This is a genomic window from Streptomyces profundus, from assembly GCF_020740535.1.
GTDB lineage: Bacteria > Actinomycetota > Actinomycetes > Streptomycetales > Streptomycetaceae > Streptomyces > Streptomyces profundus.
Genome location: NZ_CP082362.1, coordinates 1,772,288 through 1,793,338, shown reverse-complemented (window position 1 = coordinate 1,793,338; position 21,051 = coordinate 1,772,288). Strand labels below are relative to the sequence as shown.

The following is a 21,051-nucleotide window of genomic DNA, read 5'->3' as shown; positions in this document are numbered from 1 at the left end:
TCACTCCCGCAGATGCTCGGGGCAGCCCACGGGGGTGCCTGACGGCGCCCCGTCCCGCTCGGTCAACGCGCGGGCGTAGTCCTCGCCGGTGCCCCGGAGCCGGCGTTCGGAGAATCCGCCGTCCCGCGCGCAGCCCTGGGGCGAGAAGTAGACGACGGGGTAGTCCGCCGGGTCCGCCTGGGCGGCGGTGATCTCGAACGGCTGGCCGCCGGGCCCGGCGAGCGTCATGGTGTGGCCCTCGCCCGCCACCTCGTAGTGCACGCGGTAGGTCCAACGGCAGTGCCCGCGCTCGGCGTCGGCGCCGAGCAGGAACGCCACCGTCTCGTTGTGGTCGAGCGTCACATGCTGGGCGCTCGGGCCGGTGAAGTAGGGCCCGGTGTCCTCGCCGGCCTCGGTGGTGCCGTGCAGCCGGGGGAGCGGGTCGTCGATGGTCACGGTCAGCTGGATCACCGGGCCGCCGCCCTCGCCCTGGGTCAGCACCAGCGGCCCCGACAGCGGCTCCGCGCAGCCGCCGCCGACCAGCTCGGGCACGATGTCGGTGATCCTGACCCGCTGTTGGGCCCGCCCCTCGATGGTGACCACCCACTGCCCCGCGCCCACGTCGACCAGATCCAGGGCGTCCGTCCAGGAGCCGTCCGCCAACGCGCCGTCGATCTCCGTGGCGTTGGCGTCCCGCACCAGCCAGGTGCCGGCCTCGCGCACCGGGCGGACGGTGATCACGTCGATGGCCTCGGCCGGGGAGACCCGGTCCGGCACCCGGTCGAGCGGCAGAATCGCCCCGATGGTGGCGCCCAGCACATCCTGGAACGTGGTGGTGGCGACCACCAGCAGCACGCCCACGATCCAGCCCGCCGGACTCCGCCAGAGCCGGCCGAGCCGCGATCCGTTCGGCGCCTCCTCGTCCTCGCGGCGTGCCCGACCGGACGCACCCCGGCGCACGCTGCTGCGGGTGAGCGCGCCACCGGGCCGCACGCGCCGTCCCCGCACGCCGCGCCCGCCACCCACTCGACCGTCACCCGGCATGGGCCATCGCTCCTTCCGCCGGGCGCGGCGCCCCGGCCCCGGGGCGACCGTGCCGCGCCCGCTCCCACCAGAGCAGCGCCACGCCCGGCAGCCACCCCCAGAGCACACCGAACCGCGTCGCCTCCAACAGCGGCTGCACAAAGAACAGTTCGGGGCTGACCTCGGTCGCGATATCGGCGAACAGCCACCGCTCAAGCACCGCCGCCGCCGCGCCGGCCAGCAGGGTGGCGGCCCAGCCGAGCGCCACCAGCGCCACCGGGCCAGCCGGCCCTGGCGCCCACCGCAGCCGGTCGAGCAGCCAGCCCAGCACCACCAGCAGCGCCACCGCGACGGCCAGCGTCGCCAACCAGGCGGCCACCGGCTCCCGTTCCAGCGGGCGCAGCCGCAGCGCCGGATAGAGCGCGCCCGACCACCGTTCGACCAGCGAGGGCGGGGGCGGCGCGTAGACCTCGGGATCGACGAACAACTCATCGCGCCGGTACGGCTCCACCACGCCGTGCTCCATCGCGCGCCCGCCGGCCACGGCGAGCAGCAGCACCGGGCAGAGCGCGGCCAGCGCCGCGTCCCGGCGCGCACGCCCCCTCGGCGCGCCGGCGCGCGGCGCCCGGCCGAACGCCACCCGGTGCATCGCCCGGCAGAGGAACCCGAACGAGCGCCTCGGCGGCCGGGTCCACCGCCTCAGCAGCCACAGCCAGGCGACGAACAGCCGCCACTCCAGCCAGAAGACCACCAGCAGCAGCGCCGCCAGCACGGAGAACGAGGCGCCGGCCGCCTCGCTGGCGCCGACGGCCAGCGCCGAGGCCACCAGGTCGGCGTCCACTCCGCCGGACAGATCGGCCAGCCACAGCAGATCGCTCAGCAGATCGGCGACGGCGCCGGCGAAGAGCGCGGCGGCCAGCGTCAGCAGCAGCCCGCGCCCGGTGGGCCCCGGCCGGGGCGAGGACCGCAGCACGCCGTAGGCCAGCGCGCCGAAGACCACGAGAAAGACCAGCCGGGGCAGCCAGTGCTCCGGCGCGCCGCTCTCGATCACCGTGAACGGACCCAGGTCCAGCCCGAACAGGCTCAGTCGCATCAGCTGGCCATCGGCCCGCAACCCGTGCTGCGCCCAGGCCAGCACCAGCGGCGGGGCCAGGCTCACCAGCACAACGACCAGGCTGGCCAGGCGGGTTGGCGGCCCGACACACATCCGGCCACCCCCTGTCACCGCCGGCTCGCCGCCAGCATAGGGCGCGACGCCGAGGGCCCACGTCCGTTCGGGCGGGAACGTGGCCCCTCGGCGGTGTGTCGGTCAGGCGGTCGTGCGGCTCCTGCGGGCGAGGACGACGGCGCCGACGCCGGCGACCAGGACGACGCCGCCCACGGCCGCGGCCACGGGCAGCGCCGACGAGCCGCCGGTCGCGGCCAGTTCGCGGTCGTCGTCCGCGTCGCCGTCCGAACCGGTCTGCGGCTGGGGGGCGTTGGGCTCGGGGCTGGGCTCCCCTGGCTCCGACGGCTCCGGGTCGGTCGGCTCCGGCTCCTCGTCGGCCACGATCAGCGCCCACTGCTCCGCGCGCTCCGCGGTGTAGCAGGTGTAGTGGTCCTCGCTGCCCTCGGCGCCGTGGAAGCGGGCGCTGACGGTGACATCCACCCAGCCCGGCCGGTTCAGGTGGCCGCGGGTGCGGATCTGCGCCTCGCCGGTCTCGCCCGGCGCCAGCTCCGCGATCTCCCCGAAGTGCCCGTCGTAGGAGTCGCTCTCCCACGGCACCTCGCGCCACTCGTCGTCCACCCACCACTGGAGGTTGAACGGGTACGGCTCGTCGACACCGTCGTTGCTGTTGTACCAGGCGGTGGTCCTGGTGTAGATCGGGCCGATCGGCTCGTCGGTGCCGTTGTGCACCTGGTAGGTGTACTCCTGCCACTCCTCGGGCGCCGTCACCTCCTCGGGGACGCCCTCCAGGAAGACGCTGATGTCCTCCGCGCGCTCGACCTCGTCGCACCAGGGCATCTCGCTCGTCGGCGGCTCGATCGAGGCGCTGGCGGCGTGGGCCGGCGAGGCGGCGAGCAGCAGCGCGGGCAGGGAGACGGCGCCCACCGCCACTGCTGCGGCGGTACGGCGGTGGAAGGGACGGTTCATACGAACTCCTCGTCAGGCGGCCCGTGGCCAGTGTCGTCTCGTTCGACGGATCGTCCCGGCGCCGGGTTGCCCCCCAGTTGTCACGAGCGTGTCACGATGCCACCGCCGGCCGTTCCCCCGGACCCGCGCGTCCGTTCACCTGACGCTCACCCGCGCCTCACCTCCGCGCGGGTCGGCGTCCAGCGTTCAGGCAGCCGCGTGCCGGGTGTGCAGGTGGCCTTCGCGGGGGAAGGCGGGTGGCAGCGACGGGAGCAGCCGGTCGAAGGTGTAGCCGCACTTCTCCGCGACCCGGCAGGAGGCCCCGTTGTCCACCTGGTGGAACAGGTCGATGCGGGTCAGCCCCTCGGCGCGGAACGTGTCGAACGCCCAGGTGGTGAGCGTCTCCAACGCGCGGGGGGCCACGCCCCGGCCGCGCGTCCACGCCGCCGTCCAGTAGCCGACATCGGCCGACGGCTTGCCGGCCGCGACCGTTTTGAGTACCACATGGCCCGCCAGCCGGGGCGCCGCCCCGTCCCGGTCCGCCGCCAGGACGGCGAAGGCGAAGCGCTCGCCCGTGGCCCAGCCCCGCTCCTGGGCGCGCACCCAGCGCAGCGCGTCGTCCGCGCTCGTCAGCGGATCGACGATCCAGTGCCGCATCGCCGGATCCCGGTGGATCTCGACCAGTTCGGGCGCGTCCGCCACGCTCCAGGGACGGAGGACGAGCGCGGCGGCCGTCGGCGTCGCGGCCACATCGAGGCGGCATTCGGGGTCCCGCGGTAGGCCGTTCATACTGCGGCTCACCGTAGCCCCGCCCCGCCGCCGCCCCCGGAGGCGGGTGTCACACCTCCGCGCGGGTGGCCTCGCGGGGCGGCGTCCCGTCGGCGGATTCGGATGCGGACTCGGGCGCGGCGAGCGGCCGGACCGGGATGGTGGCGGCGACGGCCGCCGCGGCCAGCGCCACGCCGGCGCCGATCAGCAGCGCCACCCGGAACCCGTTCTCGGACGGCAGCGCGAACCCGCCGAACTCCGTGGTCAGCTGGGCCAGTACGACGCCCATCACGGCGGCGGCGACGGACGAGCCGATGGAGCGCATCAGCGCGTTGAAGCTGTTGGCCGAGCCGGTCTCCGACTGCGGGACGCCGCTCATGATCAGCGCGGGCATCGCGCCGTAGGCGAGGCCAACGCCGCTGTTGCAGATCAGCGTCACGGCCAACAGGCCCCAGGTCGAGCCGAGCAGCACCAGCGCGGAGAGATAGCCGGCCGCGATCGCCAGACTGCCAACGGCCAGCGTGACCTTGGGCCCCCTGGCGGCCGAGAGCCGCGCGCCGAACGGCGCCATGGCCATCATCATCAGCCCGGCGGGCGCCATCCACAGGCCCATGGCGATCATCGACTGGCCGAGGCCGTAGCCGGTGGCCTCGGGCAGTTGGAGCAGCTGGGGGATGACCAGCGACTGCGCGTACATCGAGAAGCCGACGAGCACCGAGGCCGCGTTGGTCAGCAGGATCTGCGGCCGTCCGTTCACCCGCAGGTCGACCAGCGGGTCCTTGACGCGCAGCTCCCAACGCGCCCACAGCGGCAGCAGGATCAGCGCGGCGGCGAACAGGCCGAGCGTGGTGGCGCTGGACCATCCCCAGTCGGCCCCCTTGGAGACGGCCAGCAGCAGGCAGACCAGGGCGCTGCCGAGGCCGACCGCGCCCAGCACGTCGAACGGCGCCCGGGTGGTCGACACCCGGCCGGACGGGACGAAGAGCCAGATCAGCGTTCCCACCAGCAGGCTGAACCCGGCGGTCACCCAGAACAGCGCCCGCCAGCTGGCGTGTTCGGCGACCGCCGCCGCGAACGGCAGGCCGAGGGCGCCGCCGACGCCCATGGAGGCGCTCATCAGCGCGATGGAGGTGCCCAGCCTCTCCACCGGCAGCACGTCGCGCAGCAGGCTGATGCCCAGCGGGATCACGCCCATGCCCAGCCCCTGGAGACCACGTCCGACGATCATCGGACCGACCGAAGAGGTGAGCGCGCAGAGCACGGAGCCAGCGACCATGGGGACGGTGGAGGCCAGCAGGATTCTCCGCTTGCCGTACATGTCGCCGAGCCGCCCGGAGACGGGGGTGATCACGGCGGCGGCCAGCAGGGTGGCGGTGATCACCCAGGACGCGTTCGACGAGCTGGTGCCGAGGATGTTCGGCAGTTCCCCGATCAGCGGGACCACCAGGGTCTGCGTGAGCGCGGCCACGATGCCGGCGAGGGCGAGGATTCCGACGATGCGGCCGGAGCGCGCTTCGGTGTTGGGGCCGTCCACTGTTCTCCCTTGTGCTGGGTCTGCCATGCGGTGTGCATCATACACATTGCATGTATCATGCATGTGGCATGTATGGTGCATATCGCCTGTGGTATACCTGCTCGTCAATCCGGCCCCACCCGGCGGGCCGGCGGCGGCTCTACCCGGTGGGCCAGCAGAAGGAGGACGCGCGGCGTGGAGAAGCCCACCCATCTCATCGAGTTCGAGGCCATGCTGTTCACACGGCACACGATCCCGTTCAACGCCCGCAAATGGGGCGCCGACCGGGAGTTGGACCGCAGCGCCTATGTGCTGCTGAGCCGCATCCAGATCGACGGGCCGCTCTCCATCAGCCAGCTCAGCCAGGCCTTCGGCCTCGACGTCTCCACGCTCAACCGGCAGACCGCGGCCATGCTCAGGAGCGGCGTCGTCGAACGCATCCCGGACCCCGAGGGCGGCGTCGCCCGCAAGTTCAGCATCACCGTCGAGGGCGAACGCCGGCTCGAAGCGGACCGCGCCCGCAGCGTCCGATCGCTGGGGCGGGTCATGGCCGACTGGACGCCGGATGAGATCGCCCAGTTCGCCGGCTTCCTCAAGCGCTTCAACGGGGACATCGAACGCCTGGAGGGCCGCCCCTGGCCCCGCCCCTGAGCGTGCCGCTCAGGCGGGGAACTCCCGCAGGAAGGAGAGCAACAGCCGGGCGGTGACGTCCGGTTGCTCCACCGCCGGCAGATGCCCGACGCCCCCGAGCCGACTCAGCCGCCCGTCGGGCAGCTCGGCGGCCAGCCGCTCCGCGATCCGCCGGAAGTCCGGCACATCCGCCTCGCCCACCGCCACCAGCGTCGGCGTCCGCACCGCCCCGAGGTCGTCCGCGAGATCCGGCTTGGCGCTCTCCTCGAACTCGTCGGTCAGCGACTGGTTGACGAGGGCGACCCGCATCGCCTCGCGCAGCGTCTCTCCGTGCGCCCGCAGCGTCGCGTCCCACGGCCGCGCCGGGCCGCGCACCCACATGTCGAGGTTCAGCTCCACCGCCGCCGCCACGTCGCCCCGTTCCAGCGCCGCCTCCTCGGCGTCGCCGTAGGCGCCCATCTCCGCGGACCAGTCCCAGCTCAGCAGCGGCGGGTTCAACAGCGCCAGCGAGGTCAGCCGCGCACCGTGCACGGCGGCGAACTCGCACGCCACCCGGCCCCCGTTGGACGCGCCCACCATCGCCACCCGCTCCAGGCCGGCCGCGTCCAGCACCCGCAGCAGATCGCCGGCGCCGGTATACGGCTCGCCGGGCGGCGGCGACCCGCCGAAACCGCGCAGGTCCGGACGGATCACCCGGTGCTCGGCGGCGAGCGCCGGCACCACCCCGTCCCACATCCGGCGATCCGCCACGCCCGCGTGCACCAGCACCACGGGCGGCCCCTCCCCTTCCGTCTCGACTTCCAACAGGCCACCCGGAACGGGGACACGCTCGATCACGCCGGCTGACTCCTCAGCTGTACTTCGTCAATGGTGCCCCGCACCCTACGGCGCGGGGGCCGCCCGCGCCCCGCATTAAACGGCGGCGCGAGCGGCCCCTCCCCTGGCAGCCGTCAACGGGCCGCCCCCTCGGCCGCCTTCTCGGCCGCCTTCTCGGCCCGCGCCGGACCGCTCCGCAGCACGGTGAACGCCACCAGGAACGCCGCGGTCAGCAGCCCGGCACCGACCCGGAACGCCAGCTGGTAGCCGTCGGTCAGCGCCTCCGGCAGCGCCTCCCCCCGGGCCAGCGCGTCGCGGGTCCGCTCGGCGGCCAGCGTGGAGAGCACCGCCACCCCCAGCGCCATGCCCACCTGCTGCGTCGTGTTGAAGAGCCCGGAGACCAACCCCGCGTCCCGTTCCCCCGCCTGCGACATGCCCAGCGAGGTGAGCGCCGGCAGCGCGAGACCGAAGCCGCCCGCCAGGAACATCAGCGGCAGCAGATCGGTCACATAGTCCGCGTCGGTCGGCACCCGGGAGAGGAGGGCGAGCAGCGTGATCAGCGACGCGAGCCCGGCGAGCAGCACCCGCCGCTCACCGAAGCGGGCGTTGAGCCGCGCCGAGACCCCCAACGAGACGGTGCCGATCGCCACGGCCGCCGGCAGCATCGCCAGCCCGGTCGCCAACGCGCTGTAGTCCAGCACCTGTTGCAGGTAGAGCGCCAGGACGATCTGGAAGGAGAACAGCGCCGCGACCATCAGCATCTGCACCAGGTTCGCCCCCACCACGCTCCGGGAACGCACCACCCGCAGCGGCATCAACGGGATCGCGGCCCGCGCCTGCCGCACCACGAAGCCGACCAGCAACGCCACGGCCAGCGCGCCGAGCCCCAACGTCGAACCGGCCGTCCACCCGTGCTCCTCCACCCCGACGACGGCGTAGATCCCCAGCACCAGACCCGAGGTCACCAGCGCCGCGCCCCACAGGTCCGCGCCCTGGCGCAGCCCGAGACCACGGTCGGCCGGCAGCACGCGGACGGCGAGCCAGAGGGTGGCCAGGCCGATGGGGAGGTTGATCAGGAAGATCCAGTGCCAGCTGAGCACATCGGTCAGCACCCCGCCCAGCACCTGGCCGATGGAGGCCCCCGCCGCGCCGGTGAAGGCGAAGACGGCGATGGCCCTGGAGCGGGCGGTGCGCTCGGTGAAGAGCGTGACCAGAATGCCCAGGCTGACCGCCGAGGTCATCGCGGCGCCCACCCCCTGGAGGAACCGGGCCCCGATCAGCAGCCCCGAGCTGCCGGCCGCGCCGGCCAACACCGAGGCGACGGTGAAGACGCTGGTCCCGGTCAGCAACAGCCGCCTCCGGCCCAGCAGATCACCGAGCCGCCCGGTGAGCAGCAGCAGCCCGCCGAACGCGATCAGATAGGCGTTCACCACCCAACTCAGCCCGGCCGGCGTGAAGTTCAGATCCTGCTGGATGGCGGGCATCGCCACGGTCACGATGCTGCCGTCCAGCGTGATCATCAGCATCCCGGCGGCCAGCACCGCCAGCGCCAACGTGGGGCGCTCCACCGGGGGTTGACGAGGGGGAGTGGCTTCGGTCGTGGTGGTGGACGACGGCATGGGGACTCTCCTGTCGCGAGGCGATGAGCCACGAAGACGGCAACTGGAAAGACCGTAACAGATGGTTCTGTTGCAGACTATCTCTCTGGGTCCTACCTTCGGTGCCCGAACCGGCACCCGGGTCGGTAAAGTTGACCCTTGGGGCGCGAACGGGGGAGGCGCGGTGACAACGGCGGGCATTCCGATCCACCTGGTGCTGGACACGGGAGTCGGCGACCGTGCCCACGCCGAAGAACAACTCCAGTACCTCATCGACGAGTTGAGCCAGCTGGACGTGGCGAGCATCGAGCGTCCCACCGCGCCGGCGCCGCCTTCGGGCGCGCGCGGCCCGGGAGCCCTTGAGCTGAGCGCGCTGGTGATCGGCCTCGGCGGCAGCGGCGCCCTGCTCCCCGTGCTCGTCGGCCTCGTCCAGGACTGGCTGGCCCGCCGCCGAACCGGCACCATCCGCATCAGGATCGGCGACGACGAGATCGAACTCACCGCCTCCTCCGACGAGATGCGGCAACGCGCCCTGGAGGAGTTCCTCCGCCGCCACCAGGAGTGACCCGTGGCGAAGCGCGCCCTGATCATCGCGAACAGCCGGTACGACGACGACCACTTCGCCGCCCTCCCCGCGGCCACCGCGGACGCGACGGCCCTGGCCGAGGTCCTCGGCGCCCCCGACATCGGCGGCTTCGACGTCGACACCCTCACCGACGTCGAACAGCGCCCCGCGCTCCGCGCCCTGGAGTCGTTCCTCACCCGGGCGCACCCCGACGACCTGCTCCTCCTCCATCTGTCCCTGCACGGCTGGAAGGACCTGCGCAACCAGCTGTCCTTCGTCATGCGGGACACCGAGCGCGAACTCCCCGGCGCCACGGCCGTCGCCGGCCAGCAGGTCGGCGACTGGATGAGCGCGAGCCGCTCCCGCCGCATCGTCGTCCTGCTCGACTGCTGCTACAGCGGGGCGTTCCGGATCAACGGGCGACGCCGCGGCGGCGGGCCCCCCACCGTCGACGTCGCCGCGCCCCTCGGCGGCCACGGCCGGGTCGTGCTCACCGCGTCCACGGCGCTCCAGTACGCGTACGAGAGCGAGGCGGACGTCCACTACAGCCGCTCGCCCGCCGAACCGTCCGTCTTCACCTCGGCGGTCGTGCGCGGGCTGCGCGACGGCGCCGCCGATCTGGACGGCGACGGGCTCGTCTCCGTCCACGAGCTCTACGACTACGTGCACGAGCAGGTGCGGCGGCGGGTCGCCGACCAGACGCCGACGCTCAGCGTGGACAGCGCCCGGGGCACCATCCATCTCGCCCGCAACCCGCTCCACGGGGACATCGACCTGCTGGCCGAGGCGCGGGCCGCCGTGCGCGCCCCACAAGCCTGGCAGCGCATCGGCTCCCTCCATCTCGTCGAGCGGCTCCTCGGCAGCGTGCGCGAGGCGACCCGCGAAGTCGCCCGCTCGGCGCTACTCGACCTCGTCGGCGACAACGACCCCGAAGTCGCCCGGCGGGCACGGAAGTTGTGGCACCTGCGCGGCCTCGGGCCCATCCCGACGGCCCCCGGCCCCGCCGAGCCGGCGGGCGGGCGACCGGACGCGCCCGGCGCGCGGATCGTGGGCATCGACTTCGGCACCACCAACTCGGCGATCGGCGTCTTCGACGGCGACGACGTCCGGCTGATCCCCAACGCCGAGGGCGCGCTCACCACCCCCAGCCTGGTGGCCATCGCCGCCGACGGAAGCCTCCTCGTCGGCACCCCCGCCAAACGGCAGGCCCTCACCAACCCCGACCACACCGTGCGCTCGGCGAAGCTGAGACTGGGCACGGACTGGAGCATCACCCGGGGCGGCGTCCGGCTGACGGCGGGGGACGTCGCCCGGCTCATCCTCGCCCGCCTGCGGGCGGACGCCGAGGCCCACCTCGGCGGGCCGGTCGGCGGCGCGGTGCTGACGGTGCCGGCCACCTACGGCCTGGACCAGCGGGCCGCCCTGGTCCGGGCCGGGGAGGAAGCCGGGCTCAGCGTCGTCCGGATGGTCAACGAGCCCACGGCCGCCGCGATCACCTACGGCCTGGACCGGGAGGACAGCTCGGTGCTGGTCTTCGACCTCGGCGGCGGCACGCTCGACGTCTCCCTCCTTGAGGTGGGCGACAACGTGGTGGAGGTCAGGGCCACGGCGGGCGACAGCCACCTCGGCGGCGACGACTGGGACCAGCGGATCGTCGACCACCTCGTCGCGCGCGTCCGGGCCAGGCACGGCATCGATCTCGCCGACGACATCGCGGCGATGCGGCGGCTACGGGAGGCGGCCGAGACGGCGAAGATCGAACTGTCGGCGGCCCACACCACGGCCCTCCGGCTGCCCTGTCTCGCCGCCGGCCCCCGGGGACCGCTGCACCTCGAAGAGACCCTGACCCGCGAGGAGTTCGAGACGATCACCCGGGACCTGCTGGCACGCTGCCGCCGGCCCGTCGAGCACGCCGTCGCCGACGCCGGTCTCGCGCTCGCCGACATCGACCGGGTGATCCTCACCGGCGGCGCGGCCCGGACGCCCGCCGTGGGCGAGCTGGTCCGCCGGCTGACCGGCGACCGGGAGCCCTATCGCGGCCTGATCCCCGAAGGTGTCGTCACGGGCGCCGCGCTCCATGCCGGCGTGCTCTCCGGTTCCGTCAAGGACGTACTCCTCCTGGACGTCTGTTCCCTGTCGATCGGCGTCGAGGTGCGCGGGGGCGCGATGGTGAAGCTGATCGAGAGGAACACGACCATTCCCACCTCGCGGAGCGAGTACTTCTCCACGCACGTCGACGACCAACCGGCCCTGGTGCTGCGCTTCGTGGAGGGCGAGCGGAGGGAGGCCGACGCCAACCGGACCCTCGCGATCCTCGAACTGCCGCTGCCACCCGCCCCGGCCGGAACGCCCGAGATCGAGGTGACCGCCGTCCTCGACCCCAACGGCATCCTGTCCCTCAAGGCACGGGACCTGGGCACCGGCCAGCTGGCCACCGCCGTCGCCAACCATGTCACCATCCGACAGGCCACCGAACGCGCGCGGTCGCCCCGCTGGGCCGATCTCCGCCGCTTCGCCCCGGAACCGCCGAACCCCTCCCGACGCGACGACGACGGGGACCAGCCCGTCGACGACGGGGACTAACCCGTCGATGGCGGGGATTAACCCGTCGACGGCGCCGCCCGCGCTCGGGGATCGTGGCCGGCATGCGACAGGACGAGATCTGGAACACCGCTGCCGCCCGGAGCTATGACACCCCCGGCACCGGCATGTTCGCCCCCGAGGTACTGGCACCGACCGTGGACCGTCTCACCGAACTGGCCGACGGCGGCGGGGCACTTGAGTTCGCCATCGGCACCGGCCGGGTCGCCGTCCCCCTGGTGGAACGCGGGGTGCCGGTCACCGGCATCGAGCTCTCCCCACCGATGATCGACCAGCTGCGCACCAAGGCGGACGAGGCCACGATCCCCGTCGTCGTCGGCGATATGGCGACCGCCCGCGCCCCCGGCGAGTTCCAGCTGGTCTACCTGGTCTTCAACACCATCTCCAACCTGCTCGACCAGGCCGAACAGGTCGCCTGCTTCCGCAACGCCGCCCGCCATCTGGCCCCCGGCGGCCGGTTCGTGATCGAGCTGTGGGTCCCAGAACTGCGCAAGCTGCCGCCCGGACAGTCGGCCGTCGTCTTCGAGTCCGACGCCGGCTACGTGGGCCTGGACACCTACGACGTGCTGCGCCAGCACGTCGTCTCCCACCACTTCCGCTACGACAACGCCGCCGAGAACGGCGGCACCGCGCGGCTGTTCCGCAGCCCGCACCGCTATGTCTGGCCGGCCGAGCTGGATCTCATGGCCCAACTGGCCGGGTTCGACCTCCAATCCCGGCACGCGGACTGGACCGGCGCGGAGTTCACCGCCGAGTCCCGCTCCCATGTCTCCGTCTACCGGCTCGTCGCCGGCCGCTGACGCTGAGGTCAGTGGGCCCGCTGCCGGGCCCGACGGGTCGGCTGGGGCGTCGCGACCGGCGTCCCCAGCGACCCCTCGGCCAGGGCGGTGAGGGCCTTGACGAAGGCCCCCCGCTGGTCGGCCGGCAGCGCCGCCAGGGCCTCCCGGTGCACCCGGTCGGCGACCCGCTGACTCCGCTCAGCGAGCCGCGCGCCCTCCTCGGTCACCGCGATGATCCGCGCCCGCCGGTCCACACTCGACGGCCGCCGCTCGGCGAGCCCCGCCTTCTCCAGGGCGTCCACCGTGACGACCATGGTCGTCTTGTCCATGCCGCCGATCTCCGCCAACTGGATCTGGGTCCGCTCCTCCTGCTTGGCGTGCACCAGAACGCAGTGCATCCGCGCGGTCAGCCCCAACTCGGCCAACGCCGCCGCCATCTTGGTGCGTAGCACATGGCTGGTGTGGTCCAGGAGATAGGAGAGGTCCGGAGGGCTGCCGCTGGCTGTCATACCCCCAGGGTAGGACGAAACCATCCGGTCGCGGATGATCCGCGACCGGACCTGTTTACATCAGGTTCATGGGGTGGGGAGTTGAATGCTGATGTCGGCGTCGGCGGCTTCCAGGGCTTCCTGGATGGCTTGGTTCTCTGTGAGGGAGGTGATGGGGGCCCAGCGGGTGTGGGGGTGGGTGTCCTCGGTGGCGTCGGGGACGGTGTCGTGGACGCCGCCGTCGAGCACCCAGAGTTCGCCGTCGTTGTCGGGGCCGATGGAGCGGACGGTCCAGGCGTGGGTGATGTCGGCGAGGTGCCCGGTCTGGCGGGCGAGGGTGAGCCTGCCGGTGAGGGCGAGGTCGCCGTGGGCGGGGACGGTGGCCTGCGGCAGATGGTCGCGGTGGAGGAGGACGTATCCGTTGCGGGTGATGACGAGGACGATGACCTGCTGGGACATGTTCGGTTCCTTCTGTTGTCGTTCAGGTGTAGGCGGCGTCGGGGCGTTCGCCGTTGACGAGGACGGGGATACGTCGCCGCTGCGCGGCGGCGGTGAGGGCGTATCGGACGATCGGGGGCGGTTCGTGCAGCTCGCGTAGCGGGAGCCAGCCGGCGTTGGCCGGGAGGTGCTTGTGCGCGCCGGCGGGGATGGTGGGGGTGTGCCCGCCGTCGAGCACATAGGTGAGGGAGACGGTGGGTTCGGTGCTGACGCTGATGGCGTAGGCGTCGGTCACCCCCCGGTCGTAGCCGGTGGTGTCCATCAACGTCTGCCGGGCGGTGAGGACGGGACAACTGCCGTGCGGAACCGTGCCGTTGGGCAGCGTCCAGCCGTCCGTGCCCTGGACCATGAGGAGGTGGCCGTCCCGGGTGGTGGCCAGCACCAGGAAAGTGATGTTCACGAAAGGGGGTTGTCCTTGTTGGTCAGTTGAGGGCGATGAGATAGCCGGTCAGGGCGGTGCACAGGCACATCAACCCGACGAAGGCGGGTCCGAAGGCCCGGTCCAGGAACGCGACCACCGGCTTCTGCGGCGCCGGCCCCGGGCTCTCGTCCTCGTGCCGACGGCGTACCACCCGCCAGTGCTTCTCGGCCCGCGCGAGGAACAGACCGTGGTCCGGGTTCTCCTGGGTGTGGTTGATCGCCCACACGGCAACCGGGTGCGCGTCGTTGTCGAAGAGCGGCGAGCGGGCCGTGCAGGCCATGCACTCCACTGCGTAGATGCCGTCGGGAGCCCCGGGTCCGTGCTCGTCGGTGAGCACCCAGTCCGCACCTTTGATGATCGGCTCGCCGCTCACGACGCCGCACCAGCCTCGAACCGGTAGGCCCGCGTGATGTGTTCGCGATAGGCGAGGTGCTCCGGATGCAGGGCCAGGTGCTGCCCGGCCCACTCCGCCCCGTCCGCCACGTCCTGCCCCTTCGGTCCGAAGAACCCGCAGGCCACGCATTCCATGACGAACAACGTCGGCTGATCCGAATCGAGAACGAGCTCCGCCAACCTCACGGCAACTCCCCGCTCTTGATCCGATAGTTGATCTCGCTGGCGGCATTCCGCTCCCGCAACCGCGCGAGCAACTCCGCGTGCGGGTCGGGCTCCGGCTCGGTGGTGCTATCGCCCAACGGGACTTCTCCGTCAGGCGGTTGGCTCTGAGGCTGGGGTTCGGTGGTCATGGGGGGTGTCACCCGACTTCCGAGGAGGATCAAGGGTCTCCGTGAATCAGTCGCAACCCGGCAACTCGGACCCATCAGGTTCGACGTAGAGTGTTCGAGCTGGTGCATGGAGCGACCGGTGACCCAAGCCTGCACAGCCCCGAGAGGGCGTGCAAGGTTACAAGAGGGAATCTCCGGTTTTTCATGTCGAACAAATGACTGGTCTTGCATATTGAGTCATTCACGTCTTAGCTTCGAGCCGCTGTGGGTGACTCAAAACGAGGCCAGGGGAGGGGATTTGGCCATGGTGGAAAAGACGACGGGATCGACGGTCCCCCGAAGGCAACTCGGCCGCTACCTGCGAGATCTTCGCGGACGCGCGGGCATCACGGTGCGCGCGGCAGCGCGACAACTGGAGTGGTCGGAGCCGAAGATCTGGCGCATTGAGACCGGTCAGACGTCGATGCGCAGCCTCGACGTCCAAGCGATGTGCATGATCTACGGCGCCCCGGCCGACCTGACCGAGGTCCTGATGGCCCTGGCCAAGGAGACCAAGTCGCGCGGCTGGTGGCATTCGTACGGGGACGGCATCCCGGAGTGGTTCAACCTGTACGTCGGCCTGGAAGAGGCGGCCGTGAGCATGTCCGCCTACCAGAGCGAACTGGTTCCTGGGCTTCTCCAGACCGATGACTACGCCAGGGAGATCATCAGGATCCATGAGCCCGACCTGAGCGACGGGGATCTCGAAGACCGGCTGGACTTGCGGATGGTGCGACAGAACCGGATCTCCCGAGACACCAATCCGCTCCAACTCCGGGTCGTCGTGGCCGAGTCTGTGCTGCGACGGCCCATCGGCGGGGTCGGAGTCATGTCTCGGCAGCTCGCGCACTTGGTCTATGTCTCCGAACTGGCCAATGTGACACTGCGCGTGGCGCCCTTCGAGACGGGCGCGCACTATGGTGTGGTCAGCGGACCGTTCCTCGTCCTGCGCTTCCCGAAGACAGCGGACGGCGGCGATAGCGAGCCCCCCACCGTGTACTCGGAGGGCCTCACCGGCGGTCTGTACCTGGACAAGCCGGCGGAAGTGGAACAGTTCGAGACCGCCTACCGGGGGATCTGGGAGGCAGCTCTTGACGAGCAGGGGTCCCGACGCCTGCTCGCTGAAGTGGCAGGGAGTTATGTACAAGGTTGATCTGCACGTTGCGGAGTGGCTGAAGTCCAGCTACAGCAATGGCCAGGGCGAGTGCGTTGAGGTGGCGCGTCTCGATCATGTGGTGGGTCTGCGTGACAGCAAGCGCTCGGACAGTCCGGTGTTGGCCGTTGCCCCCGCCCAATGGACCGCGTTCCTCGACGGGTTCACCCGCCCATAGGGCCAGTTGACCCCAACCGCCCCCACCGCCGACCCCTCGTCAGGCGGCGGGGGCGTTCACGGCCTACCGTTTTTGTACGCCCCCAGCTGGGCAGGTCAGACTTCTGCCATGGCTGTTTCCCGTGTTGCGCCCGAAGTGATCCGGTTCTACCAGTCGACGATCAGTGAGGCTGAGCGGCTGACGTCGTCGGCGGACGGGATGCTGGAGCTGTTGCGGACGCAGGAACTGCTGCGGCGGTTTCTACCGGCGGCGCCGGTGCGGGTGTTGGACGTCGGGGGTGGGCCGGGGACGCATGCGCGGTGGCTGCTGGCGGACGGGTACGAGGTGCGGCTGATCGATCCGGTGCCGCGTCATGTTGAGCAGGCCGGCCGCATCCCCGGCTGTGAGGCGGGGCTTGGCGACGCATGTCGACTCGATGTCGCCGACGGCTCCTATGACGTGGTGTTGTTGCTTGGCCCGCTCTACCACCTGCCCGAGGCCGAAGATCGGCGCCGGGCTCTGTCCGAGGCGTTGCGGGTGCTGCGGCCCGGTGGGCTTCTCGCTGCGGCCGGGATCAATCGCTACGCGTCGCTTTTCGAGCACACGGCGTTGGCGCATCTGCATCGGGACGGGGTGCGGAGGAGCGTCGCCGATGTGCTGGCGACCCAGGTGCATGACGGGAAGCGGGCGTTCACCACCGCCTACTTCCACACAGGGCGGGATCTCGCGCAGGAGATCGCGGAGGCCGGGTTCCGCGATGCGGAGGTCTTCGGGGTGGAGGGGCCTGCCTGGGGCATGCTCAAGGCCACCGAGCTGCACACCGGCGCGGGCGTCGCCGACACCCCGCTCTTCGAGGCCGCCCTGACGGCCGCGCGGATGGCCGAGCCGTACCCGGAACTCCTCGCCGCCAACTCCCACTTGCTCGCCTTCGGCCGCAAGCCCACCCCGACGGGGTGACGCAGGCATCCCCTCTGGGGGAACGCGCGGAGATCACGTGCTCGCGAGGGGCCCGGGCTTCGACAGCGCCCCGTAGCGTTCTTCCATATCCGTGATGTGCTCGGCTCGGCGGCCCATGAGATAGACCTTGGTGCGCGTGCGCCGCACTTCGTGCACCAGCTTGAATCCCTGGGACTCGTAGTACCTCACCAGCCCGGGGAAGTGGCAGCCACGGCGAACCCAGGTGCGCGCTTGCCGCGCCGCCCGGTTCACCGCCCACAGCGCCATCACGGTTCCCGGCCTCATGGCGCGGTAGGCGGGGTCGGTGACGGTCGAGTACAGGTAGTGGGCCGGCTCGTTCAGTTCAGCCACCGTCCAACCCCACGGGGGTGTCTGTTCCTGAACGGTGGTGCACCCGATGACGCGCCCGCCATCCTCGGCGAGGACCCACACGTCGCCATCAGGGTTCTCCGCCTGGCGCGCGAGCTCGGCCGCGTTCTCCCGCCAACTCGGAAGCCCGCGCTCCTCCAGCCAACCGGAACGGGCCAGGATCACCTTCTCAACGGCGGGGATGTCATCGGCCGTGGCCGGACGCATGGCGAACACGCTGCCTCCTGATGGTGGGAAGGGGCTATAGGAATGATCGAGCGGCGAGGTGAAGGTCCAGGACTTCGAGCAACTGCGCGTCTCCGTCCTCGCGGTACGGCCCTTCGGCCAGTCGGCGGACGGCCGCCCGAAGGCCGTCGGGGTCCACCAGCTTCTCGTCGAAGAGCGGTGACCCGTCGCGCAACATCTTGGCGAATAGGGGGCGCGCGATTGTGGTGAGCGCGTGCTGGACGACTTCCGCGAATGATTCACGCTCTCGGGATTCGGTGACGTCCGTGCTCAGCCCGAGAGCGGCAAGCCTTCGGCGTTGAAGCTGCTTGAGTTCACGCCAGTGCATGGGCAGCCATTCGCCGAGTTGGACCATGCCGGGATTGGCGAAGGGGTGGACGGGCCACATACCCGCACGCATGAGTATGGGGGCGGTGGTCTCCAGTGACAGCAAGGTCATCGAGTTGACAGCGGCGGGCGGGGCGATGCCGTCGTCGGCGAACTCCAGCGCGGCGCGCGCTCGGTCCCCGATCCAGGGCAGGCCGTCGCTGATCTCGCCCATGGACTTGTGTGGATACTCGGCCTGCGACAGAGCGACCATCTCGTCTCCGCCGAGCCCGGTCACCACCACGCGGGCACCATGGTGCGCCAGGACCTCGGTCAGCACAGTGAACGGCCGGTGCAGAGGTTCTTCGTATGGGCTGATCTTCTCGCCCCTGACCCGGGCGCACTCGTGCGACAACGGCGTGTGCTCCAGTGCGTCGATCAGAAAATCCGGCTCCGCGAACGGCAGCGTCCTGAGGATCTCCGAGCGTCGGCGACTCTGGTGCGCGCGCCCGGGGCCGGCGATCAGGAGAGCGGCGGTGGGGAAGCGGTCCGGGTACCGCTCGGCGAGGCGGGTTCCCACGGTGCCGGAGTCGAACCCGCCCGTGAGGTGCAGCGCCGTTTCCACCCGACCGATCGGCCGGAGGTCGAGGGCATCGTCCATCGCTTCCACGAACGCCCCGAGAACGTCGGCGTTGGGGGCCAGTTCGCGCGGCCCGCCGTGCAGCACCGGTTCGGGGTAGTGCAGGTAGAGGTGGCCACCGTAGATGGCGGTCGCGCGCTCCGTCACGCGGTAGATGCCCTGGAACACCGTCTCGGCGCTGTACCGGGGCCGGTAGATCAGCAGCCGCGCGACCTCACGTGGACTAAGGCCGGCGGCGTACTCGGCAAGGTCAGCCATGTCCCACGACCCGTGGAGGCTTGTACGGTCGTGCGCGACGTAGAGTGGCGCTACACCTCCGGGGCCAGCGGTGACACGGCACGGGTCACCGGGGGAAGTTTCTACGACCATGTAGTCCGTGGGCCACTGTTCGGTCAGCGTGCGAGCCTCTTCGAACTCACCGGGGGTGACATGGCGGGGCACCGGATCATGCCGCCCCCGGCCACTGACGCACTCACGCACAACGAGAAGTGTGCGGGCGCCGTCCGTGACAGCGATGTGCTCCACCAAGGGGTGAACATAAGGAATGATCTCGCTCGTCCGGTCGGCGGTGACGTACCCGCGCCCGTTCCACGTCCATTCCGTGCTGGCATACGGAGTGAGGCGTAACTTGATCATGTGCGCGCTCCCTTCGGGGGGCCCGAGGGTACGGCGGTTTCGTCCCCTCGGGCGTTGCTGCCGAACGGTTCAGGTGGCGGTGGTGTCGTATGTCTTGGCGCCGTCGGACGAACCCGAGTTCTTCTTGTACTCGTGGGTCTCAGCTGGCGACTGCACCCGCCGCTGCGCTGTGGTGATGAACAGTTTCTCGAAGTTCCGGGCACGCTTCGGTGGGATTGCGAAACCTTCCATCCCTTTTCCTCCACCTCCCGCACGATGGTGTGCGGAAACTCTTCGCATTGACGGCGTAGCCCTTCACGGGTTCCGGCCCTTTTCGTGATGCGGAAACAAGGGCCAGCCTAGGAGTCGCGAAGCGTGAACTCACAGCCGATTGCGCGCGATTGCAGATGAGTCAGACCAGCGAGTCGCGTGCTCGGTAGATCAAGGCGCGGGCCTGTGCGCCGTAGACCGCCAAGGCGGCGAGCTTGGCGAACGTGTCCGCGTATGCCTTCACCTCGGTGGGCTGTGTCAGCGTCAAGTATCCGGATACCAGTTCGACATTGACTTGCGCGTTGTCGTAGATCCAGAAGTTCTCAACCGGAAGTTGGGGACGTCGCTGGGCAACCGGGACAACACCAAGGCTGACATGGGGCAGGTCGCTCACCGTAAGTAGGTGTTCCAACTGCTCTTTCTGTGTCGCCCCGGTGCTGAGCGTGTTTCGAAGTGCGGGCTCCTCGATCAGAAAGGCGAACACGCGTTGCCCCTCCCGTAGTACGCGCTGCCGCTCCATGCGGGCGGCCACAGCGTCGGCCACATCGTTCATCGGCACCCGTTGTTGCTGGATCGTCCGAAGTACGTCCTCGGTGTACTGGTGGGTCTGAAGGAGCCCGGGGAGGGCCCAAACGCTGTACGAGCGGAATCGTCGCGTGCGCTGGTACAGCGGTAGTCGTTCCTCCTGTGACCGTTTGAGCCCCGCGCGCTCCAGTCGACGCCAGGTCAGCCATGCGCCTTCCACAGCTCGTAGAGAGGCAATCAGGTCGGCTGTCTGGTCCTCGGCGCCACAGGCTCCGCACCATCTCCGAATGTCGTCTTCGCTCGGCTGCGTTTTCGCTGTCGAGATGCGCGAAACTTTGGAAGGGTGCCAGCCGCATAGTGCGGCGAGACTCTTTCCGTCCAACCCGGCATCCTTGACCAGCTCGCGCAGTCGGTTGGCCAGGGCCTGTCGGGTCTCCTGGGCGCTGGATGATGCTGATCGCACTAGACCGGTTTGTACTCCTCGTGAGGTGTAGCCCGCTCCCAGACCGCGTCGAACGCATCGGTGCACCAGGCAGCCAGAGCGGGGTCCGTGACGTACTCGCGTTCCATCAGAGTGCCATCGCCACTGAAATGGTGGAACAGCACCAACTCACCGTCGAAAACCCAGAAGTCCACCGCAGGCACCGCAAGGTTTTTGGCATGGCGTCGGGGAAGCCAGCGCACGATCTCACCGGCAGCGGCGTTGGTCGTCGCGTAGTCGTACTCCCACCGCACGTACGTGGTGAGAGGTTCGGACACCACGCGGGCACGACGAACTGAGACCCCCCGCGAAACGGCGGTTTCCACCACGTCATGCCAGCCCTCCCACCATTCAGCGCGGTTCTCCGGAGTGAACGTGCGACGGCCCTCGCGCCAAGCGAGGAAATCGGGGTCCGTGCTCGCATATTGATCACGAACCTCCAGATGGATCGCGGTTCGCCGAGCCCGGGACAAGGGCTCACGCGCCGGTGGCTTCATCGGAGGCGCCTCCATCGGAGCGAGGAATGTACTGGATCATGGCCTTCGGCAGACGAATGATCGCCTCGTGGTCCGGAACGTCCGTGCCATGACCGGGTGTCGATCCGATCTCCTGGCACGCCTTCACCTCTTCTTCCGTGGCCCGATAGGACTGGATCAGCAGGTCTCCGCTCTCCTCGTCCAGCCAGATGGTGGGCGAGTCGTCCTTGGCGGTGTTCGGGATGATCCCCAGAAACCGTAAGCCCATGATCGCTCCTTGAGTTACTCGACCGCAGCAGCCTGTTCGAGCGTTGCCCGCCC

The 21,051-nt window shown here is 70.5% G+C and carries 25 protein-coding genes; 7 read left to right on the top strand and 18 right to left on the bottom strand.

Going from position 1 to position 21,051, the window contains the following annotated elements:
* From K4G22_RS07760 to K4G22_RS07740, 5 genes are all read right to left on the bottom strand, one after another.
* Positions 1 to 1,023, bottom strand: coding sequence for a hypothetical protein (locus K4G22_RS07760; protein ID WP_228079144.1), 1,023 nt, complete (start codon positions 1,021 to 1,023; stop codon positions 1 to 3).
* Positions 1,013 to 2,167: a hypothetical protein gene (locus tag K4G22_RS07755; RefSeq protein WP_228079143.1), complete on the bottom strand. Its 1,155-nt coding sequence runs from the start codon at positions 2,165 to 2,167 to the stop codon at positions 1,013 to 1,015. The genes K4G22_RS07760 and K4G22_RS07755 overlap by 11 nt, the downstream gene beginning before the upstream one ends.
* 144 nt (positions 2,168 to 2,311) lie before the next feature.
* Positions 2,312 to 3,136, bottom strand: coding sequence for an LAETG motif-containing sortase-dependent surface protein (locus tag K4G22_RS07750; protein ID WP_228079142.1), 825 nt, complete (start codon positions 3,134 to 3,136; stop codon positions 2,312 to 2,314).
* A gap of 186 nt (positions 3,137 to 3,322) precedes the next feature.
* On the bottom strand, positions 3,323 to 3,904 hold the full coding sequence (locus K4G22_RS07745; RefSeq protein ID WP_228079141.1) for a GNAT family N-acetyltransferase: 582 nt from the start codon (positions 3,902 to 3,904) through the stop codon (positions 3,323 to 3,325).
* Between the two features lie 49 nt (positions 3,905 to 3,953).
* Positions 3,954 to 5,444, bottom strand: coding sequence for an MFS transporter (locus K4G22_RS07740; protein ID WP_228079140.1), 1,491 nt, complete (start codon positions 5,442 to 5,444; stop codon positions 3,954 to 3,956).
* 183 nt (positions 5,445 to 5,627) lie between these two features.
* Between K4G22_RS07740 and K4G22_RS07735 the strand changes: the two genes are divergently transcribed.
* On the top strand, positions 5,628 to 6,047 hold the full coding sequence (locus K4G22_RS07735; RefSeq protein WP_228083994.1) for a MarR family winged helix-turn-helix transcriptional regulator: 420 nt from the start codon (positions 5,628 to 5,630) through the stop codon (positions 6,045 to 6,047).
* A gap of 9 nt (positions 6,048 to 6,056) precedes the next feature.
* Here K4G22_RS07735 and K4G22_RS07730 read toward each other — a convergent pair whose 3' ends face one another.
* Together K4G22_RS07730 and K4G22_RS07725 are read right to left on the bottom strand one after the other, a co-directional pair.
* Positions 6,057 to 6,863: an alpha/beta fold hydrolase gene (locus tag K4G22_RS07730; protein ID WP_228079139.1), complete on the bottom strand. Its 807-nt coding sequence runs from the start codon at positions 6,861 to 6,863 to the stop codon at positions 6,057 to 6,059.
* A gap of 113 nt (positions 6,864 to 6,976) precedes the next feature.
* Positions 6,977 to 8,461 (bottom strand): MFS transporter, encoded by a 1,485-nt coding sequence (locus K4G22_RS07725; RefSeq protein WP_228079138.1) that lies wholly within the window; start codon positions 8,459 to 8,461, stop codon positions 6,977 to 6,979.
* Between the two features lie 163 nt (positions 8,462 to 8,624).
* Between K4G22_RS07725 and K4G22_RS07720 the strand changes: the two genes are divergently transcribed.
* From K4G22_RS07720 to K4G22_RS07710, 3 genes are all read left to right on the top strand, one after another.
* Entirely contained in the window at positions 8,625 to 9,005 is a 381-nt protein-coding gene (locus K4G22_RS07720; RefSeq protein WP_228079137.1) for an effector-associated constant component EACC1, read from the top strand.
* Positions 9,006 to 9,008: 3 nt separating this feature from the next.
* Complete coding sequence (locus K4G22_RS07715) at positions 9,009 to 11,588, top strand: caspase, EACC1-associated type (protein ID WP_228079136.1); 2,580 nt, start codon at positions 9,009 to 9,011, stop codon at positions 11,586 to 11,588.
* Between the two features lie 62 nt (positions 11,589 to 11,650).
* A complete protein-coding gene (locus K4G22_RS07710; RefSeq protein WP_228079135.1) occupies positions 11,651 to 12,406 on the top strand; it encodes a class I SAM-dependent methyltransferase in 756 nt (251 codons plus the stop codon).
* A gap of 8 nt (positions 12,407 to 12,414) precedes the next feature.
* Here K4G22_RS07710 and K4G22_RS07705 read toward each other — a convergent pair whose 3' ends face one another.
* From K4G22_RS07705 to K4G22_RS07685, 5 genes are all read right to left on the bottom strand, one after another.
* Positions 12,415 to 12,894, bottom strand: a complete 480-nt coding sequence (locus K4G22_RS07705) for a MarR family winged helix-turn-helix transcriptional regulator (protein ID WP_228079134.1) — start codon at positions 12,892 to 12,894, stop codon at positions 12,415 to 12,417.
* A 66-nt stretch (positions 12,895 to 12,960) separates the two neighbouring features.
* Positions 12,961 to 13,332 (bottom strand): hypothetical protein, encoded by a 372-nt coding sequence (locus tag K4G22_RS07700; RefSeq protein ID WP_228079133.1) that lies wholly within the window; start codon positions 13,330 to 13,332, stop codon positions 12,961 to 12,963.
* A gap of 22 nt (positions 13,333 to 13,354) precedes the next feature.
* Positions 13,355 to 13,771 (bottom strand): NUDIX hydrolase, encoded by a 417-nt coding sequence (locus K4G22_RS07695; protein ID WP_228079132.1) that lies wholly within the window; start codon positions 13,769 to 13,771, stop codon positions 13,355 to 13,357.
* A gap of 22 nt (positions 13,772 to 13,793) precedes the next feature.
* Positions 13,794 to 14,165 (bottom strand): DUF7848 domain-containing protein, encoded by a 372-nt coding sequence (locus K4G22_RS07690; RefSeq protein ID WP_228079131.1) that lies wholly within the window; start codon positions 14,163 to 14,165, stop codon positions 13,794 to 13,796.
* Complete coding sequence (locus K4G22_RS07685) at positions 14,162 to 14,371, bottom strand: DUF7848 domain-containing protein (RefSeq protein ID WP_228079130.1); 210 nt, start codon at positions 14,369 to 14,371, stop codon at positions 14,162 to 14,164. The genes K4G22_RS07690 and K4G22_RS07685 overlap by 4 nt, the downstream gene beginning before the upstream one ends.
* Before the next feature lie 450 nt (positions 14,372 to 14,821).
* On the opposite strand from K4G22_RS07685, the gene K4G22_RS07680 reads away from it, so the two are divergent.
* The 3 genes from K4G22_RS07680 to K4G22_RS07670 all read left to right on the top strand — a co-directional run bounded on the left by K4G22_RS07680 (position 14,822) and on the right by K4G22_RS07670 (position 16,823).
* Entirely contained in the window at positions 14,822 to 15,709 is an 888-nt protein-coding gene (locus K4G22_RS07680) for a helix-turn-helix domain-containing protein (RefSeq protein ID WP_228079129.1), read from the top strand.
* On the top strand, positions 15,696 to 15,887 hold the full coding sequence (locus tag K4G22_RS07675) for a DUF397 domain-containing protein (protein WP_228079128.1): 192 nt from the start codon (positions 15,696 to 15,698) through the stop codon (positions 15,885 to 15,887). The genes K4G22_RS07680 and K4G22_RS07675 overlap by 14 nt, the downstream gene beginning before the upstream one ends.
* A gap of 108 nt (positions 15,888 to 15,995) precedes the next feature.
* Positions 15,996 to 16,823 carry a class I SAM-dependent methyltransferase gene (locus K4G22_RS07670; protein WP_228079127.1) on the top strand — a complete coding sequence of 276 codons (828 nt, stop codon included), beginning with the start codon at positions 15,996 to 15,998 and terminating at the stop codon, positions 16,821 to 16,823.
* A 33-nt stretch (positions 16,824 to 16,856) separates the two neighbouring features.
* Here the strand turns inward: K4G22_RS07670 and K4G22_RS07665 are convergent, their stop codons facing one another.
* From K4G22_RS07665 to K4G22_RS07640, 6 genes are all read right to left on the bottom strand, one after another.
* Positions 16,857 to 17,399, bottom strand: coding sequence for a GNAT family N-acetyltransferase (locus tag K4G22_RS07665; protein ID WP_228083993.1), 543 nt, complete (start codon positions 17,397 to 17,399; stop codon positions 16,857 to 16,859).
* A 34-nt stretch (positions 17,400 to 17,433) separates the two neighbouring features.
* Positions 17,434 to 18,999: an asparagine synthase-related protein gene (locus tag K4G22_RS07660; protein ID WP_228079126.1), complete on the bottom strand. Its 1,566-nt coding sequence runs from the start codon at positions 18,997 to 18,999 to the stop codon at positions 17,434 to 17,436.
* A gap of 69 nt (positions 19,000 to 19,068) precedes the next feature.
* Positions 19,069 to 19,230, bottom strand: a complete 162-nt coding sequence (locus tag K4G22_RS07655; RefSeq protein WP_228079125.1) for a hypothetical protein — start codon at positions 19,228 to 19,230, stop codon at positions 19,069 to 19,071.
* Between the two features lie 160 nt (positions 19,231 to 19,390).
* A complete protein-coding gene (locus K4G22_RS07650; RefSeq protein WP_228079124.1) occupies positions 19,391 to 20,236 on the bottom strand; it encodes a helix-turn-helix domain-containing protein in 846 nt (281 codons plus the stop codon).
* A complete protein-coding gene (locus K4G22_RS07645) occupies positions 20,236 to 20,751 on the bottom strand; it encodes a DUF6879 family protein (protein WP_228079123.1) in 516 nt (171 codons plus the stop codon). The genes K4G22_RS07650 and K4G22_RS07645 overlap by 1 nt, the downstream gene beginning before the upstream one ends.
* A complete protein-coding gene (locus tag K4G22_RS07640) occupies positions 20,732 to 20,998 on the bottom strand; it encodes a hypothetical protein (RefSeq protein WP_228079122.1) in 267 nt (88 codons plus the stop codon). Before K4G22_RS07640 ends, K4G22_RS07645 begins: the two co-directional genes overlap by 20 nt.
* Positions 20,999 to 21,051: the final 53 nt, after the last annotated feature.